Source organism: Planotetraspora mira, from assembly GCF_016863275.1.
Taxonomy (GTDB): domain Bacteria; phylum Actinomycetota; class Actinomycetes; order Streptosporangiales; family Streptosporangiaceae; genus Planotetraspora; species Planotetraspora mira.
Map to the genome: position 1 here is coordinate 362,366 of NZ_BOOO01000004.1, position 16,552 is coordinate 378,917.

13 protein-coding genes are annotated in these 16,552 nt (G+C 71.3%); 9 read left to right on the plus strand and 4 right to left on the minus strand.

Annotation, left to right across the window (positions count from 1 at the left end):
• Positions 1-2 precede the first annotated feature (2 nt).
• Positions 3-548, minus strand: a complete 546-nt coding sequence (locus Pmi06nite_RS05215; protein WP_203951658.1) for an RNA polymerase sigma factor — start codon at positions 546-548, stop codon at positions 3-5.
• An 80-nt stretch (positions 549-628) separates the two neighbouring features.
• Here Pmi06nite_RS05215 and Pmi06nite_RS05220 point away from each other — a divergent pair, with 80 nt between their 5' ends.
• From Pmi06nite_RS05220 to Pmi06nite_RS05230, 3 genes are read left to right on the plus strand one after another with little or no spacing between them, the layout of a single operon-like run.
• On the plus strand, positions 629-928 hold the full coding sequence (locus tag Pmi06nite_RS05220) for a hypothetical protein (RefSeq protein WP_203951659.1): 300 nt from the start codon (positions 629-631) through the stop codon (positions 926-928).
• Positions 925-2,781, plus strand: coding sequence for a dynamin family protein (locus tag Pmi06nite_RS05225; RefSeq protein ID WP_203951660.1), 1,857 nt, complete (start codon positions 925-927; stop codon positions 2,779-2,781). Before Pmi06nite_RS05220 ends, Pmi06nite_RS05225 begins: the two co-directional genes overlap by 4 nt.
• Complete coding sequence (locus Pmi06nite_RS05230; RefSeq protein ID WP_203951661.1) at positions 2,765-4,645, plus strand: dynamin family protein; 1,881 nt, start codon at positions 2,765-2,767, stop codon at positions 4,643-4,645. The genes Pmi06nite_RS05225 and Pmi06nite_RS05230 overlap by 17 nt, the downstream gene beginning before the upstream one ends.
• 56 nt (positions 4,646-4,701) lie before the next feature.
• Here the strand turns inward: Pmi06nite_RS05230 and Pmi06nite_RS05235 are convergent, their stop codons facing one another.
• On the minus strand, positions 4,702-6,873 hold the full coding sequence (locus Pmi06nite_RS05235; RefSeq protein WP_203951662.1) for an Hsp70 family protein: 2,172 nt from the start codon (positions 6,871-6,873) through the stop codon (positions 4,702-4,704).
• A gap of 399 nt (positions 6,874-7,272) precedes the next feature.
• On the opposite strand from Pmi06nite_RS05235, the gene Pmi06nite_RS05240 reads away from it, so the two are divergent.
• A complete protein-coding gene (locus tag Pmi06nite_RS05240) occupies positions 7,273-9,840 on the plus strand; it encodes a DNA gyrase/topoisomerase IV subunit A (RefSeq protein WP_203951663.1) in 2,568 nt (855 codons plus the stop codon).
• A 12-nt stretch (positions 9,841-9,852) separates the two neighbouring features.
• On the opposite strand, the gene Pmi06nite_RS05245 is transcribed toward Pmi06nite_RS05240, so the two are convergent.
• Both Pmi06nite_RS05245 and Pmi06nite_RS05250 read right to left on the minus strand, forming a co-directional pair.
• Positions 9,853-10,224 (minus strand): VOC family protein, encoded by a 372-nt coding sequence (locus tag Pmi06nite_RS05245; RefSeq protein WP_203951664.1) that lies wholly within the window; start codon positions 10,222-10,224, stop codon positions 9,853-9,855.
• 86 nt (positions 10,225-10,310) lie between these two features.
• Positions 10,311-11,540, minus strand: a complete 1,230-nt coding sequence (locus Pmi06nite_RS05250) for a hypothetical protein (protein ID WP_203951665.1) — start codon at positions 11,538-11,540, stop codon at positions 10,311-10,313.
• Positions 11,541-11,682: 142 nt separating this feature from the next.
• Here Pmi06nite_RS05250 and Pmi06nite_RS05255 point away from each other — a divergent pair, with 142 nt between their 5' ends.
• From Pmi06nite_RS05255 to soxR, 5 genes are all read left to right on the plus strand, one after another.
• Positions 11,683-12,192: a beta-class carbonic anhydrase gene (locus tag Pmi06nite_RS05255; protein ID WP_203951666.1), complete on the plus strand. Its 510-nt coding sequence runs from the start codon at positions 11,683-11,685 to the stop codon at positions 12,190-12,192.
• A gap of 130 nt (positions 12,193-12,322) precedes the next feature.
• The gene (locus Pmi06nite_RS05260; RefSeq protein WP_203951667.1) at positions 12,323-13,324 is read left to right on the plus strand and encodes an SPFH domain-containing protein; all 1,002 of its coding nucleotides are present in this window, start codon (positions 12,323-12,325) and stop codon (positions 13,322-13,324) included.
• Between the two features lie 54 nt (positions 13,325-13,378).
• A complete protein-coding gene (locus tag Pmi06nite_RS05265) occupies positions 13,379-13,699 on the plus strand; it encodes a hypothetical protein (RefSeq protein ID WP_203951668.1) in 321 nt (106 codons plus the stop codon).
• Positions 13,700-13,800: 101 nt separating this feature from the next.
• Positions 13,801-16,032, plus strand: a complete 2,232-nt coding sequence (locus Pmi06nite_RS05270; protein WP_203951669.1) for a protein kinase domain-containing protein — start codon at positions 13,801-13,803, stop codon at positions 16,030-16,032.
• Positions 16,033-16,078: 46 nt separating this feature from the next.
• Entirely contained in the window at positions 16,079-16,531 is a 453-nt protein-coding gene (soxR, locus tag Pmi06nite_RS05275) for a redox-sensitive transcriptional activator SoxR (RefSeq protein ID WP_373317253.1), read from the plus strand.
• Positions 16,532-16,552 lie beyond the last annotated feature (21 nt).

The window sequence follows — 16,552 nt, forward strand, 5'->3', positions numbered from 1 at the left end:
GCTCACGGCCGCCCGAGGGTCTCCCGCAGGGCCTTGCGCGCCCGGAAGATCCAGATCCTGACCGTGTTCAGCGGGACCTGGAGCGCGGCCGCGGTCTGCTCGTACGTGAGCCCGCCCGCCCACAGCAGGAGGGCCTCCTTGTGCGTCTCGGGGAGTGTGGCGAGCGCGCGGCGCAGGTCGACCAGGCCCGCGACGGTCTCGTCGAAACCGCTCTCCACGGCCTCCGGCTCCGCGGCCTCGGGGAACAGCAGGTCCTCGCGCGCCGCTCTGACCCGCCGCACCACCGAGCGGGCGGAGTTGCGCGCGATCACCATGACCCAGGCGGCGAACGGCGCCCGGCCCTCGAAGCGGTCGAGGTTGCGCCACACGGCGATCTGGGTCTCCTGGAGCGCGTCGAGCGCGTCCGCCCGGTTGTCCGTGAGGTGCAGGCAGAGGCCGAACGCCCTGCGCTCGAGGGGAGCCCACAGACGCCGGAAGGCCTCCGCGTCTCCCGCGCGTGCGGCCGGGAGAAGGATGTTCTCGTCGTCGCCGACTATGGGGGCAGACATCCGCCGACGACCTCCCCAGGTCCGGAAATCTGCCACGATGAGATCACGTGGAACGCCACACCGGCAGGGGATAAGCGGGCATGATATTCGACCGTAATCATGATCTCGACGGTGCGGAGCTAATGGAGTTCCAGCGTCTGCTTTACGACCCGGTCCTTTCTCCGACCGAGGAAGAAAGCACCGCAATGTTCACTGAAACTGTCAATTCACCCGTAGACAGCCATTTCGATCCAGTCGAACATGATCCCTTCGTCTCCGATCCCGCCGAATCCGCTTACTGGGATCCCGGCGCGGAGTTCTCCCACGACGACCCCGCCGGGTGGCACGAGCACCATCACCCCCACGACGGCTACTCCGGAGACGGGGACGGCGACGGATGACGCCGGACCCCTGCGACCGGCTCAAGGAGTTGTGCGACGCCACGGCCGCCAAGCTGGCCGATCCCGGCCTGCGGGAGAAGGTCGCCCAGGTGCGGTCCAGGCTCGACGCGCCGCTGAAGGTAGCGGTGGCCGGTTCGGTGAGCAGCGGCAAGTCCACGCTGGTCAACGCGCTTCTCGGCTACCCCGTCGCGCTGGTCGCCCCCGGTGAGTGCACGCCGTTCGTCACCCAGTACGAGTACGGCGCCGACCACGGCCGGATCGAGGTCGAGCTACGCGACGGCCGCGTCATGGTGTCGCGGCTGGAGCCGGACGACCGGCTGCCCGGCGACCTCGGCGCGCCCGTGACCGAGATCGTCCGTGCCCGCGTCCGGCTCTCCGCGGAGGCGTTGCGCGCCGTCACCGTCGTGGACACGCCGGGGATGAACACGCTCACCGCCGGGAACGAGCGTGCGGCGCGGCGGATGTTGTTCGGCACCACCGAGGACGACGACAGAGCCCAGGCGCTGATCTACGTCCTGCGTTACGTGCAGCGGTTCGACGACGACATCCTCACCGAGTTCAAGAACCTGACCGAGGCGTGCGGCATGACGTGCGTCAACACGCTGGCCGTGCTGAGCCAGATCGACCGGCGGGGCGACGAGGACGATCCGTGGCCGACCGCGCGGAGGCTGGCCACACGGGCGTACGCGGACCTGCGCACGGCGGTGTACGACGTGGTCCCGGTGATCGGGCTGCTCGCGGAGACCGCCCGGACGCCCGTCGTCGGCCGTGAGGACATCGAGGCGCTGACCGCGCTGGCCGCGCTCGACGAGCACAAGCTCGACTACCTGCTGCTCGACCTCAACGACTTCGCCGGCTCGCCCTACTCCCCCGTCCCCGCCGAGACGGGACGCCGTCTGGTCAGGCGGCTTCACCGGTACGGCATCCGCGCCGCCGTCTCCGCGCTCAGGAGCGGGCGGGCCGCCGACCCGGAGTCGCTCGGCCGCGTCCTGTTGGAGCGCTCCGGCTTCGGGGCGGGCACACCCCCGCAGGGCGGGACGGTCGCCGCCGGCATCACGCACTTCGCCCGCAGAGCCGGCCAGCTCAAGGCTCTGGCCGGGATCAACCAGCTCCGCCGGCTGGCCCGCGCCACGGCGTTCGGCTCGGACCGTACGACACTCGACGCACTGGCGGCCGAGCTCGACGAGACCCGGCCGATCGCGGCGGGGCTCGGCGGGCTGCGGATCTTCACGGCGGTGGAGGCGATGAGCCGCGGCCGGCTCGTGCTCGACGAGCGGGCGCAGGCGGAGTTGCTCCGGCTGGCCCGCTCGGACGACCCCGCGGCGCAGCTGGGACTGGCTCCCGGCGCGTCCCCGCAGGAGATCTCGGAGGCCGCCCGGGCTGCGTCCGCCCGCTGGCGAGGGCTCGCGACGATGGCCGAGGGCAGGGTGGGCGGCCAGCGGGCCCATGACGTGCTGCGTGTGCTGGAGGACCTGGCGTCGGCTTCTTCGGCGGCGGACGCACCCGCTCCGCCCGGGCGCGCGCCCGCGGTTCCCGCCGTGCCCGTGGACGGCGACGCCGTACGGCTGCTGCGTGCGTCACCCCTGATCACTCCGGAGGACCGGACGGCCCTCGACCACCTCATGGAGGGTAACGAGGGCGCCACCCAGGTCGGGGCTCCCGCGGGCACGGCATCCCAGGACGTCGCCGCCCTGGCCGCCGCCCTGAGCGCGCGGTTCCGCTCGCTCCTGCAGCGCCCGCTGCCGCTGCGGGTACGGCGGGCCGCCGAGACCGTGTGCGACACCTTCGCCGCCATCGCGCTCGCCGGCGCGCGGCCCGCCCAGGAGGATCCAGGACATGCCGACCATCGCTGAATCCGTCAACCAGGTGCTGCGGCTGGCCAACGAGGTGAACACCCTGGCCAGGAGGCACGGCCGCGAAGACCTGTCGGAGATCCTCGCCAAGGTGGCGGCGCGCTGGAAGGAGGACGAGACGACCATCGTGGTCGCCGGGGCGCAAAAACGCGGCAAGAGCCGGCTGATCAACTCGATGCTCGGCCGGCCGGGGCTGCTCCCCGTCGACGCCGACGTGGCGACCAACTGCTGCCTGGCCCTGCGGTACGGCCCCGCGCTGACCGCCGTCGTCACCGACCAGGTCGCGGGGAGCTTCCCGATCGACCCCGGGCAGCTCACCGACTACGCGTCGATGGCCGGCGACCCGTCACGGCGGCGCGACGTGGTGAGCGTCGACGTCACGATGAACCATCCGCTGCTGCGGGGTGTGCGCCTGCTGGACACCCCCGGCGTGGACAGCCTCACCGTCGGGCACCGCCAGGTGACGGTCGCGACGCTCCAGCGCGCCGACGCGCTGCTGTTCACCCTCAGCGCCCAGGACCAGCCCGTGCTCCGGCACGAGCTGGAGTTCCTCGCCGAGGCCGCGGAGCGCGTGCAGGCCGTCGCGTTCGTCCTCACCAAGGTGGAGGACAGCGCCAACTGGCAGAGCCTCCTCACGGAGAACCGCGCCCGCCTGGCGGCCTTCGTCGGCGCGCCGGGCGAATCAGGAGGGCCGGGAGAGCGAATCCGGCACCTGCTCGACGCGCCCTGGCTGCCCGTCAGCGCGAAGCTCCATGAGGCGTCGGCGGCCCTGCTGTCCATGGGAGACGCGGAGCGCGCCGACGCGCTGCGCGTCCGCAGCGGGATGGCGGCGCTGGAGGACTACATCCGCGGCTGCGCGGGCGCGCGCGAGCTCGCCAGGAGCGCCACCGTGCTCTCGGCCGCGACCTCGGTGTTGTCGGCGCTCGCCGCCGTCGCCCAGGACCGGGTCGCCGCCGGGTCCGACGACGGGACCGAGCCCGCGAACCGGCTGGCCGACGTCGAGAAGGCCCTGGCCGAGCTCGCCACGACGGCCCGGGAGCGCCGCAGGCTCGGCGCGGGCAACCAGTTCCTCGGGCAGGAGGTCGCCGGGCTCGTCCGGGCTCGTCTGGCCGAGATCCGGCGGCCGTACGAGGAGGCGATCAGCGAGCTGGACTCCCGGGCGAAGATCGACCGCTACCTGGACCAGCTTCCCGACAGCGTGGAACGCTCCCTCCAGGCCGCCTGGGACGAGATCCTCGATGAGGCGCACACGCTGACCACACAGGCGCTCAACGAATTCCTCGCGTCCCTGGGCCTCGCCCCGGCCGAGATGGACCTCGCCCGGGTCGCGATGCCCGCCGTACGAGCGCGCGACCTGCGCATCGAGCCGTCCGCGCCCACGCGGTTCGACTTCTTCCGCGAGGGCGTCCCCGCCGCCTCGATGGCGGCCTCGATCGGGCTCATGCTCGCGCATCTCACGCCTGTGGGGTTCGTGATCGGCCCGGTGCTGGCGGCGGCGGTGATCGCCCGGCGCCGGGGCTGGGACGAGGTCCAGCGGAACCAGGCCTCGCTGCGGCGCCTGCTGACCGAGCAGTTCGCGCAGGCATCCGGCGACCTCGCGCTCGCGCTGCAGCGAGAAGTCGCGGGCTGGCGCACGGCGGTGGAGCAGACGGCCGACGAGGCGCTGGCCAAGCAGCGCCGTGAGCTGGAGAGCCGCCGGGCGGAGCTCAGGTCGGCGGCGGCCGGGGACCCGGCCGGCCGGGACCGGACCCGCGCGTCGGGCAGCGAGCGCCTCGAGACGATCACGGCGCTCAGCCGGCGGGCGGCGGACCTGCGCGCGGAGATCGCCGCCGCCGTCAACGCGATGAACGCGCCGCCCGCTTAGGACCCCTTTCGCGGGCTCGCCGCCTCCCGCCCATCCTGTACGGCCCTCGGCGGCTCCTACACGGCGATGCGCACCAACCGGGTGACGAAGGGACGGCTCACGCCGGGCGGGGTGTCGGGCAGGTGCAGGCAGAGCAGGCCGTGGGGGACCTTGGCCACCGGCTCGACCCATCCCGGCGCGCGGAACACCTCCGTGGCGCCCGAGGGCGTGACATGCAGGATGCGCGAGGTGCCGCCCTCACCCGATACCGCCATCCAGAGCGAGTCTCCGTCGGAGACGACCCGGGGGCGCTCCAGCGGGGCGCGGGAGGTCAGGTGCCCGAGCAGGCATTCGCGGTCATCCTGCGCGAGCACGCGGGCGCTTCCGCTCTCCGCGTCGTAGTGCAGCACGGACCAGCCCCGCGCCGGTACGACCGTGTCCATCCCGACGGCGTACATCTCCGTGCCCGCGGGGAACCACCGCAGGGCCCCGGCCCGCTGCCGCGGCACGATCACCTGGGGCGGGGCGGGGGACGCGTCGATCTCCAGCCCGGCGTTGGTGGAGATGAACCACTTGCCGTCGTGCAGCACGACCTGCTGAAGCCAGTTGGGCGACCGGCGCTCGATACGGCTGATCTTGCCGCCGGGTTCCACCAGGCAGAGGACCTGCCAGGGGACGAAGTTCTGGTGAGCGCCGCCGAAGACGCCCTTCTTCGACTTGAACTGGCCGAGCACCACGACGCACCCCGACGATCCCACGGCGAGCGCGGCGAGGCCGCCCGTCGGGCTGTCCTGGTCGAGCAGCCGCCGCTGGCTGTTGTCCTCGTTCACGAACCACTGAGCGGTGTTGCCCAGGGGCACCGGAGGCGCCTCCTGCGCGAAGAAGCCGCCCAGGCTCACCTCGATGACGGACAGGGATCCGGTCTCCCCCCAGGGCAGGCCGATCGCGTTGTTCACCAGCGTGGGCCGCCTGGGCTGGAAGAAGGCCCATCCGGCCGCGTCGCGGGCCAGCACCCGCGGCTCGCTGCCGGGCGGGAGCAACTGGCCCGAACGGATGGTGAGCTCAGGCGTCAGCGTCCGCAGCCGTATGCCGTCAGGCGCCCGATCCGCCACCACGACGCCCTCGCTCGACACCGCCCAGTCCACGACCTCACCGAACTGCAGCTCGCGATCGGCCCGCCCGGCGGCGAGGTCGATGCGCCGCAACACGTGGCGGCCCGCCTCGCCCGCGCACAGGGCGTAGACGCCCGCCGTGCTCGCGGCGACGTCGATCACGCCCTCCATGACGGGGACCATGTGGTTCTCGTGGTCGGACTTCAGCTTCCACGCGAGGCGGGCGGCACCAAGAGCGACGACGATCTTGGGATCGTCCGAGGTGTGGACCAGCTCTCCGTGGCGTTCGCGCAGGGTGGCGTGGACGAGCGGCATCCTGCTGGCGCCGCCCGTCAGGAAGATCCCGGCGAGGTCGGCCGCGGTCACCTTGGCACGTTCCAGGGTTTCGTCGAGCAGGTCGGCCGTACGCGTGACGTCGGCCTTCACCAGCCCGTCCAGATCGTCCTTCGTGATGGTGACGTCCACGTCCGCGCCGGCGATGTACTGGCTCGCGGTGCCGTACGCCGACAACGTCTCCTTGGCGATCCGCGCCTCCTCCAGGAGGTCGGCCGCGGCCGCCAGGAACCGCCTGTCGGGGTTGCCGGTCACGTCGGCGAAGAACTCGGGCCGCGTCCGTTCCAACTGCTCTCCGAAGAAGCCATAGACCTGCTCGTCGAAGACCTCGCCACCGATCGCGTCGTCACCGCCGGGCTCGCCGATGACCTTGAAGTCGTCGCCGTCGGCGGCGAGGACCGCGGCGTCGAACGTCCCGCCGCCGAGGTCGTAGACGGCGACCCGCTTCCCGCCGCTCACCCGATGCGTGGAGGCGTAGTGGAGGGCGGCGGCCACGGGTTCCTCGACGAGCACGATCCGCGCGTCCGGCACGACGGCCTCGCCTGCCGCCCTGAGGACGTCCCTGCGATCGTCGCGCCAGGCGACCGGGCAGGTCAGCACGACACACGACGGCATGGACCCGTTGAAGCGCACCCGGCCCTCGTTCACGAACAGCCCGAGAAGGGCGGCCAGCGCGTCCCCGACGTCGACGGGCACCCCGCCCAGGAGCATCGTCTTCTTGCCGACGTACCGCTTCGGATTGCGCTCCACCCGCTCCGGATACCGGGCCATCGACCGCTGAGCGACGCGCCCGGCGACCAGCACGCCCTGTTCATTGAGCAGAATTGTGGACGGTATCCGCTTTTCTCCACCTATTTCCAGAATTTCTATACGGTCGTCCGTCGCGATCGCTCCAGCGGAGAAACTCGTACCTAGATCGACTCCCAGGCACCACAAAGCCATTTCGCGGCTCCCCCACCCATATCCCACAAGCACTGAAGTGGATGGTCGCCCTTTTCCCTGAGGTTGGCAATGAATGTTGCTGAAATGATGTCCCGGGCACGGAATGTGAGATCTGCCCTTCCGGGACGAACGTGACCTCCTTGGCGAAGGCCACCTCCCGCCTTGACGCGAGCCACTCCCACCCCGGCACAAGCAGCACCAAATCGGGCAGGAACCCTGGCCAAGTCGCGACCACGCCTGGACATCGGCACAATGTTCGATATGGCCCGACGCACGACCACACCCACGCCCGACGAGGAGTTCGAGGAGCGGATCGTCGACATCGACGTATCCGCCGAGATGCGGACGAGCTTCCTGGAGTACGCGTACTCGGTCATCTACCAGCGCGCCCTCCCTGACGCCCGTGACGGACTGAAGCCGGTCCAGCGCCGCATCCTCTACTCGATGAGCGAACTGGGCCTGCGTCCGGACCGCGGCCACGTGAAGTCGTCCCGCGTCGTCGGCGAGGTGATGGGCAAGCTCCACCCGCACGGCGACGGCGCGATCTACGACGCGCTCGTGCGGATGGCCCAGCCGTTCTCGATGCGGCTGCCCCTGGTCGACGGGCACGGCAACTTCGGCTCGCCCGACGACTCCCCCGCGGCGATGCGGTACACCGAGGCCAGGCTCGCCCCCGCGGCCATGCTCATGGTGCAGTCGATCGACGAGGAGACCGTCGACTTCCGGCCCAACTACGACGGCCAGGAGACCGAGCCCGGGGTCATGCCCTCGGCGTTCCCCAACCTGCTGGTCAACGGCGCCACCGGCATCGCGGTCGGGATGGCCACCAACATGGCGCCGCACAACCTCGGCGAGGTCATCGCGGCCGCGCGGCACCTCATCAAGCACCCGGGCGCGACACTCGACGAGCTGATGCGCTTCATCCCCGGGCCCGACCTGCCCACCGGCGGCCTGGTCATCGGCCTCGGCGGCATCAGGGACGCCTACGAGAACGGCCGCGGCACCTTCCGCATGCGGGCCAAGGCGACGATCGAGAACGTGACGCCGCGGCGCAAGGGCATCGTCGTCACCGAGCTTCCGTACAACGTCGGCCCTGAGCGGGTGGTCACCAAGATCAAGGAGCTGGTGACCGCCAAGAAGCTCACCGGGATCGCCGACCTCAAGGACCTCACCGACCGGCACAAGGGCCTGCAGCTGGTCATCGAGGTCAAGAACGGGTTCAACCCCGAGGCCATCCTCGACGAGCTCTACCGGCTGACGCCGATGGAGGAGACCTTCGGCATCAACAACGTCGCGCTCGTCGACGGGCAGCCCCGGACGCTGGGCCTGCGCGAGCTGCTGACGGTCTACGTCGACCACCGCCTCGAGGTGGTGCGCAGGCGCTCGGCCTTCCGCCGCCGCAAGCGGGAGGAGCGCCTCCACCTGGTGGACGGCCTCATCATCGCGCTGCTGAACATCGACGAGGTCATCCAGGTCATCCGTTCCTCGGACGACTCGGCCCAGGCCCGGGCCCGGCTCATCGAGGTCTTCGAACTGAGCGAGATCCAGGCCAACTACGTCCTCGACACCCCGCTGCGCCGTCTCACCCGCTACGACAAGCTGGAGCTCGACCGGGAGAAGGAGACCCTCCAGACCGAGATCGCCGAGCTCACCGCGATCCTCTCCTCGGAGGACCGTCTGCGCGCCGTCGTCTCGGGTGAGCTGGCCGAGATCGCCAAGACCTACTCCACGCCGCGCAGGACCGTGCTGCTGGAGTCGTCGAACGTCGTCAGGACGGCCGCCGTTCCGCTGGAGGTGGCCGACGACCCGTGCCTCGTGCTGCTCTCGTCGACCGGCCTGCTCGCCCGTACGGCCGACGCCTCCCCCATCGGGGGCGAGGGTGAGCGGACGCAACACGACGTCCTGGTCTCCGTCGTCCGCGCGACGATCCGCGGCGAGGTGGGAGCGGTCACGTCCCAGGGACGCATGATCCGCGTCTCCGTGCTGGACCTGCCCGCGCTGCCTCCTTCGGCGAACCCGCCCTCTCTGGCGGGCGGGCATCCCGTGTCCGAATACGTCACGCTCGAGCCGGGCGAGCACGTCGTCGGGCTCGGCGGGATCGACGTCGGCGGCCCCGGTCTCGCGATCGGCACGGCCCAGGGCGTGGTCAAGCGGGTCCTGCCCGACTATCCCGTGAACCGCGACGACTTCGAGGTCATCGGCCTGCGCGAGGGCGACACCGTGGTGGGCGCCGTCGAGCTGACCTCCGCCGATCACGACCTCGTCTTCATCACCTCCGACGCCCAGATGCTCCGCTTCTCGGCGTCCCACGTGCGGCCGCAGGGCCGTCCGGCGGGCGGCATGGCGGGAATCCGCCTCGAGGACGACGCGCGGGTCGTCTGGTTCGGGTCGGTCGATCCGACGCAGGAGGCGCGGGTCGTGACGATCGCGGGCTCGTCGACGGCCCTCGCCGGCACCCAGACGGGCGCGGGCAAGATGTCGGACTACGCGGAGTTCCCCGCCAAGGGCCGCGCGACCGGAGGCGTCCGCGCCCAGCGGTTCCTGAAGGGCGAGGACACGATCCTGCTCGCCTGGGCGGGTCCCGCCCCGGCCAAGGCCGTCTCCTCCACGGGCAAGCCCGTCCCGCTGCCCGAGGAACTCGGCCGCAGGGACGGCTCGGGCCTGCGGCTGCTGCACGGCGTCGCGGCGATCGGCGGCGCACTCGGAGCCGGGCCTGACGGCGCTGGTTCCGCGGACCCCGCCGGCTCGGGCTCTGACGGTGCGGGCGCCGACGGCTCACTCCTGGACGGCACGCAGGACGGCCAGGGGGAGGCGGCGCCGATCTTCTAGGCCGACGTGCGGTCAGTCGTCGACGCAGAGACAGAACGGGTGACCCGCGGGGTCGAGGAAGACGGTGAAACCGTCGTCGGCGCCGGGTTGGTGCGCGTGCTTGACGGCCCCGAGGGCCAGTACCTCGGCCTCCGCCTCGGCCAGGTCGTCGACGGTCACGTCGATGTGGAACTGCTGCGGATGCTCGGGGTCGGGCCAGACCGGCGGCTTGTGGTCGGGAGCCCGCTGGAAGCACAGGCGGATCGGCCCGCCGTCGGACACCGTGATCCAGTCGTCATCCGACCAGACGACCTTCCACCCCACCAGCGCGGCGTAGAAGTCCGCCAGCGCCTTCGGGTCCGGGCAGTCCAGCACGATCGAGCGCATCCGTGCGATCCCACTCATCGCCTACCTCCTTCGGCTCACCGGTCGAAAACGCTATACCGGTATTCCGCCCGGTGCCGGTGTGCCGGGAAAGGCCGCGTGAGTTCTCAGATCTCGTCCCGGGTGCGGGTCGGCAGGCCGTACGTCTCGGCCACCGGATTCCACAGGTCGACGAAGCTGCCCTTGGCGTCGCCGGCGTCCTCGGAATAGGAGATGCCGTCGTCGTAGGACGAGTAGTCCGTGATGCTGCCGCTGCAGTCGTCGTCCTGGTACGACTGGCCCGCCTCGTAGAACGCGTCGTCGGCGGCGCCGGAGGCCTCCAGAAACGCGACCAGGTACTCCTGCAGAGACTCTCCGCCGTCGAGCGCGTCGACCTCCAGGTCGTCGGCACTGCTCGCCTGGTCGTCGCGGTCCTCGCCGATGCTCGACAGTGTGCCGAGCGCGCTGTCCATGTCCCGGCAGGCCGACAGGTCGCTGATGGCCGCGGCCAGGTCGGAGCGTGAGGAGGCGCTGTCGTCGAGGAGGTCGTCGATCGCCTCCGCCTGCTCCTGGCCGTAGTCGTACTCCGGAGTGGGAGACGGGTCGACCACGGTCAGCCCGTCGGAGGAAGGGGATTCGTACGGGGACGGCGACTCGGACTCCGACGGCGACTCCGACGGCGAGGCCGACGAACTCGACGACGGACTAGCGGACGGGTCCGGGGACGGACCGCTGTTGGCCGCCGCTATGCCGACCACAAGCCCGATGACGGCGACCCCCGCCACCACGGACAACACGACGGGAAGTCTGCGGGTCCCCGTCGCGGAGGCGGACGGGTCCGGGGACGGGGCGGGGGCGCCGGCCAGGAAGTCGGACACGGGAGGCAGCCGGGCGGACGCCGGCTGCACCGGTTCCGGCTGCGTGTACGGCGGAAGCCCGGCGCCGGGCGGAGTCGGGGGGAGTTCCTCCAGCCGGGTCCTGGCCAGGATCGCCGCGCCGCGCGCCACCGCCTCCGCGTCGTCCGGTGACCTGCCGGCGCCCGCACCGAGGGCGGCGACCGCGGCGTCGGAGGTGTCGACGCGGACTTTGCTCCGGTCGAATCCGGCGGCCACGGCGGACTCCACCATCTGGCCGCGCCGCTGGGCGTCCCACGACGCCGGGACGGCGATCACCACCATCGCCGGCGTTCCCGGGACCCGTGCCTGGGCCCGGACCCGGAGCAGGCCGAGCACGCGGGCGGGGATCTCGTTCTCGATCGGCTCGGGATCGCCGACCCCGGTGTAACTTCCGTGCGCCTCACCGACCACCAGGGCCGAACGCGTGGCGCCGAACTCGATTCCGTAAACGAGATCCGTCACGACTCTCCCTGAGTCTCACGGCGATCCAACGAGCCGGACGCCTGATATATCGGCGCGCTCCGCCCGGCCGCTACAGCACCGGCGCGCCGGCTACCGGACCCCCGTTAAACGAAGGAAAGGGACATGAGAGAACATCAACCTCATGACCGGTGCTTTTGATGATCTGCTGGCCGCCAACGAGACGTACGCGAACACGTTCTCGGATGGCGAGCTGACCGGGCGTGCCGCACGCGGGCTCGCCGTGGTGACGTGCATGGACTCCCGGATCGATCCGCTCGGCCTGCTCGGGTTGCACGCGGGAGACGCCAAGATCCTGCGGAACGCGGGCGCCCGCGTGACGGACGACGTGCTCCGCACCCTGGTGCTCGCGGTCTATCTGCTCGGCGTCGACCGCGTCCTGGTCATGCCGCACACCGACTGCCGGATGGCGAAGTCGACCGACGAGGAGGTCCACCGGCTCATCTCCGCCGAGCACGGCATCGACACCCGGAGCCTGGAGTTCCAGACCGTGCGCGATCAGGAGGAGACCCTCCGGCACGACATCACCCGCATCATGACCAGCCCGTTCCTTCCGCAGACCCTCACCGTCGGAGGCGCGCTCTACGACGTCCGCACGGGCCGGCTGCGACTGGTCGAACCACCGCGCCCATAACCGTTCCGTTCGGCGCCACAGGGGCTGTACGGGACCTGGAACCCCGGCTTCGGCTGCTACGTTCTCCAGCTGAGTGGATCACCACCCCCGTGGTCCACGAGGACCCCCCGACCGTTCGAAGGAACCGCCGATGCCCAGCACCTCCGTCCGCAAGGAGACCGGCGGATCCCGGTCCTTCCGCGGAATCGCCGTACTGATCGTGATCGCGCTCATCGTCCTCGCGGTGCCGACCGTGATCGGAGCCTTCAACGGCTTCGAGCGGACCAGCGGCGGCGACGTCGCCGTCGTCCGTGACGGCGGACCTCTCGACAACAACAAGGTCCGCCAGGTCATCGATCCCGCCTCGGGTGTCACCTGGATCGGCTGGTGGTCGCAGATCCACCGGTATCCGGCGCAGCAGCGCTTCTACACGATCACGTCGACCGCCGGGCAGGGTGAGCGCTCCGGCGTCGACGTGGTCACGGTGCCGAGCAGCGACGGCGTCAACATGGGCATCGAGGGCACGGTGTACTTCGCGCTCAATCTCGACCACGCGACGCTCAAGTCGTTCGACGACAAGTTCGGCACGCGGAAGTTCCGCAGTGCGGCCGGCGGCACCTTCTCCCCCTGGGACGGCGACGAGGGCTGGTCCGCCTTCCTCGACCAGATCATCCGGCCTGTGATCGACAACGACCTGCGCACCCAGGTCAACGCCTTCCGCTGCGCGGAACTCGTGTCCTCCTGCGCCCTCGTGCAGAACAACAGCAACCAGCAGGGCGGCCTGCAGCAGCAGGGCAACAACGCGAACATCGCGAAGATCCAGGACGCGGTGAACACGAGCCTCGCCGAGGACCTCAAGTCGACGCTGGGCGCGGAGTTCCTGACCAACATCCACTTCAACCTCTCCCGCGTCACCCTGCCGCCCGAGGTCCAGGCGGCGGTCGACAAGGCGCAGGCCGCGTTCGCGCAGGTCACCGAGGCCCAGGCCAAGGTCGCCTCGGCGCGCGCCGAGGCGGACGCCAACAAGGCCCGCCAGGACGGCTACAACAAGTGCCCCACGTGTGCCGAGATCGAGAAGCTCAAGGCGCTTCCGCAGGGCATCACGGTGTACGCCCCGGGCAACACCGGTGGCGTCGCGCTGCCCACCAAGTAATCGCGCCACCCACCGAGTAAGCGTCGAACTCCTAGCGAAAGGGGTCGGGACCCGATGCGGCTGTTCGCTCTCCCGGCGACCCTGATCGTGGTCGCCGTCCTGGTCTACCTCCTCGTGATCCTCCTGCGCGGATGGCGCAGGGCGGCGCAGGACGCGTCCGGCACGCCCCGCTGGGAGGTCGACACGGTCATGGAGGACGGGTGGACGCTGATCGTCGTCAAGAAGACCGCCCCCGGCCGCCGCGGCCCGGTCGAGCTCACGAGGCAGACCGTCCGGGCCATCCCCGACGACGACGCGCACTGGGACGAGCGCTACCGCGAGGCCATGGTGGAGGCGCGCTCCCGGGTCACCACGCTGGAGATCGAGTCGCCCTGATCGCAGCCGGGCGAATGCCGTCTCTCCACGGCTTCGCCCGGCGCCCACGCCGTATGATCAGAGGGTTTTCCGAACGCCGGGCTAGTTCCTGAGGGGTGGCCGTGCCGGATCCCCGTCCGCTCAATCCGGGGGCACCCGGCCAGATAGCGGGTTACCGACTGACAGGGTTGCTCGGCCAGGGCGGGCAGGGCGTGGTGTATCTCGGGATCGCCCCCTCCGGGGGGAAGGTCGCCGTCAAGGTCCTGCACGCGTGGATGTCGGAGGACGCCGACGCGCGCAGGCGCTTCCTGCGCGAGGTCGAGATCGCCCGCCGCGTCGCGCCGTTCTGCACCGCGAGGGTGCTGGACGCCGGCCTCCACGACGACGGGCCGTACATCGTGAGCGAGTACGTCCCCGGGCCGTCCCTGGACCAAGTCATCAGAGAGTCGGGCCCGCGAACCGGTGGCGGCCTGGAGCGTCTGGCAGTGGCGACCGTGAGCGCCCTGGCCGCGATTCACCGGGCCGGCGTCGTGCATCGCGACTTCAAGCCCGGCAACGTCATCCTCGGACCCGAAGGTCCGGTCGTGATCGACTTCGGCATCTCCCGGGCCAACGACCACACCGTCACCCGATCCGGATCGGTCGGCACGCCTGGCTACATGTCGCCCGAGCAGTTCACCGGAGAGACGGTGAGCCAGGCGTCGGACGTGTTCAGCTGGGCGGCCACCATGGTCTACGCGGCCACAGGGCATCGCGCGTTCACCGGCGACACGGTCCCCGCCGTGCTCAACGCCATCCTGCACCGGGAGCCCGATCTCTCCGGAGTTCCGGACGATCTCCGTTCCCTGCTGGCCACCTGCCTGTCGAAGGACGCCGGCGTCCGGCCGACCGCGTCCGAGCTCCACCGCACGCTCACGGGTGACAGCGGCCATGCCGCCACCCTGATCGCGCCCGCCCCGCCCCGGCCTGCTCCGACGGCCCCGTTACCGGTCCCCGGCGAGGCTCGGAGCACCGGCCCGGCACAGACACAGGCCGCGGACCAGCCGCAAGGCCCGGACCCGGCACAGACACAGGCCGCAGACCCGGCACAAGGGCCGGACCCGGCAAAGAGCGCCGACTCGGCCCAGACGCGGCCCGCAGAGCCGCACGAGACGCGGTCACCCGAGCCCGATGAGGACGCCACCACTCCCGTGCGTCCCGCCGGCCCGGCCACTCGGCCGTCACCAGACGGCCGGCCGTCCCGGCGCCGCGCGCTGGTGGCGGGAGGCGGCGCGCTCGTCGCCGTGGCGGCGGCCCTGACCCTGCCGTCCCTCCTCCGCGGAGACGACGGCGAGCCGGCGACGCGGAAGACCACGACCCCGTCGAGCCCGTCCGGCGCCGCCCGTACGGCACCGCCCTTCGGCACCCCCTTGTACGAGCCTGTGGCCGGGCATTCCGACGACGTCCGATCGGTGGCCCTGAGCCGGATCGACGGCACCCCCGTCGCCCTGACGGGCAGCGACGACGACACGGCCAGAATCTGGGACCTCACCGACGGGACGCCGATCGGGGCCCCGTTCGAAGGCCACACGGGCTGGGTGCGATCCGTCGCGTTCGTGGCCGTCGGGGCGGCCCAGGTCGCCGTCACCGCGAGCGACGACACGACCGTGCGCGTCTGGGACATCACCACGCACGAGGAGCTCGGCAGACTCACCGGGCACACCCAGCCCGTCAAGGCGACGGCCGCCGGAGACCTCCGCGGCACGCCGATCGCCGTCACCGGCGGGCAGGACAAGGTGGTCCGAGTCTGGAACCTCGCGAATCACCGCCCGCTCGGCGACCCGCTCTCAGGCCACACCGCCACCGTGTGGTCGATCGCCCTCGGCATGCTGACCGGCACGCCCGTCGCCGTCACGGCGAGCGACGACGGCACCGTACGCGTGTGGAACCTGACCACCAGGCAGCAGATCCGCTCCATGGCCGCGGGCGGAGGCGGAGGCGTGCGCGCGCTGGCGATCTACGAACTCGACGGTGTCACCTACGCCGTCACCGGCGGCCAGGACGCGGCCGTCCGGGTCTGGAACCTCTCCACGGGGGCGCAGGCCGGTCCCACGCTCACCGGGCACAGCGGCCCGGTCTGGGCCCTCGCCGCCGGCGACCTGAACGGGACACCCGTCGCGGTGTCGGGCGGCGAGGACGGAACCGTCCGCGTCTGGAACCTCGGGACCGGACGGCCTCTCGGATCCCCGTTCCTGGGGCACGACGACAGGATCTGGTGTGTCGCCTTCGGGGATCTGGCCGGCGACCCGATCGCGGTCAGTGGCGGACGCGACAACATGATCCGGGTCTGGAGCCTCGCCTCGCCTCCCCGATGACCGCGGACGTACTTCAACAATGGTTCATGTCCGCTAGCGTGAGGACGTGACTCTGTCCTGGCAGGCCCGCGAGCTCACGGTCGGCGACCTGGCGGACCGAAGCGGCGTCCCCACGTCAGCGCTTCGGTTCTACGAGCGCCAGGGGCTCATCCGGAGCCGCCGCACCAGCGGCAACCAGCGGCGCTTCTCCCGTGACGCCCTTCGCCGCGTCGCCTTCATCCGTGTCGCGCAACGCGTGGGCATCCCGCTCAGCCGGGTCAAGGAGGTCCTCGCCCTCCTGCCGGAGGAGCGCACTCCGAACCGCGAGGACTGGGCACGGGTGTCCGCGTGGTGGCGGGACGACCTGACCGACCGCATCGAGCACCTCCAGCGACTGCGGGACGACCTCACCGAATGCATCGGGTGCGGCTGCCTGTCGATCGACCGGTGCGCGCTGGCGAACCCGTGCGACACCCTCGGCGACGACGGTCCCGGCGCACGGCGCCTGCTCCGCTCCTAGCTTTCCGCGGGCAGGGCCCGG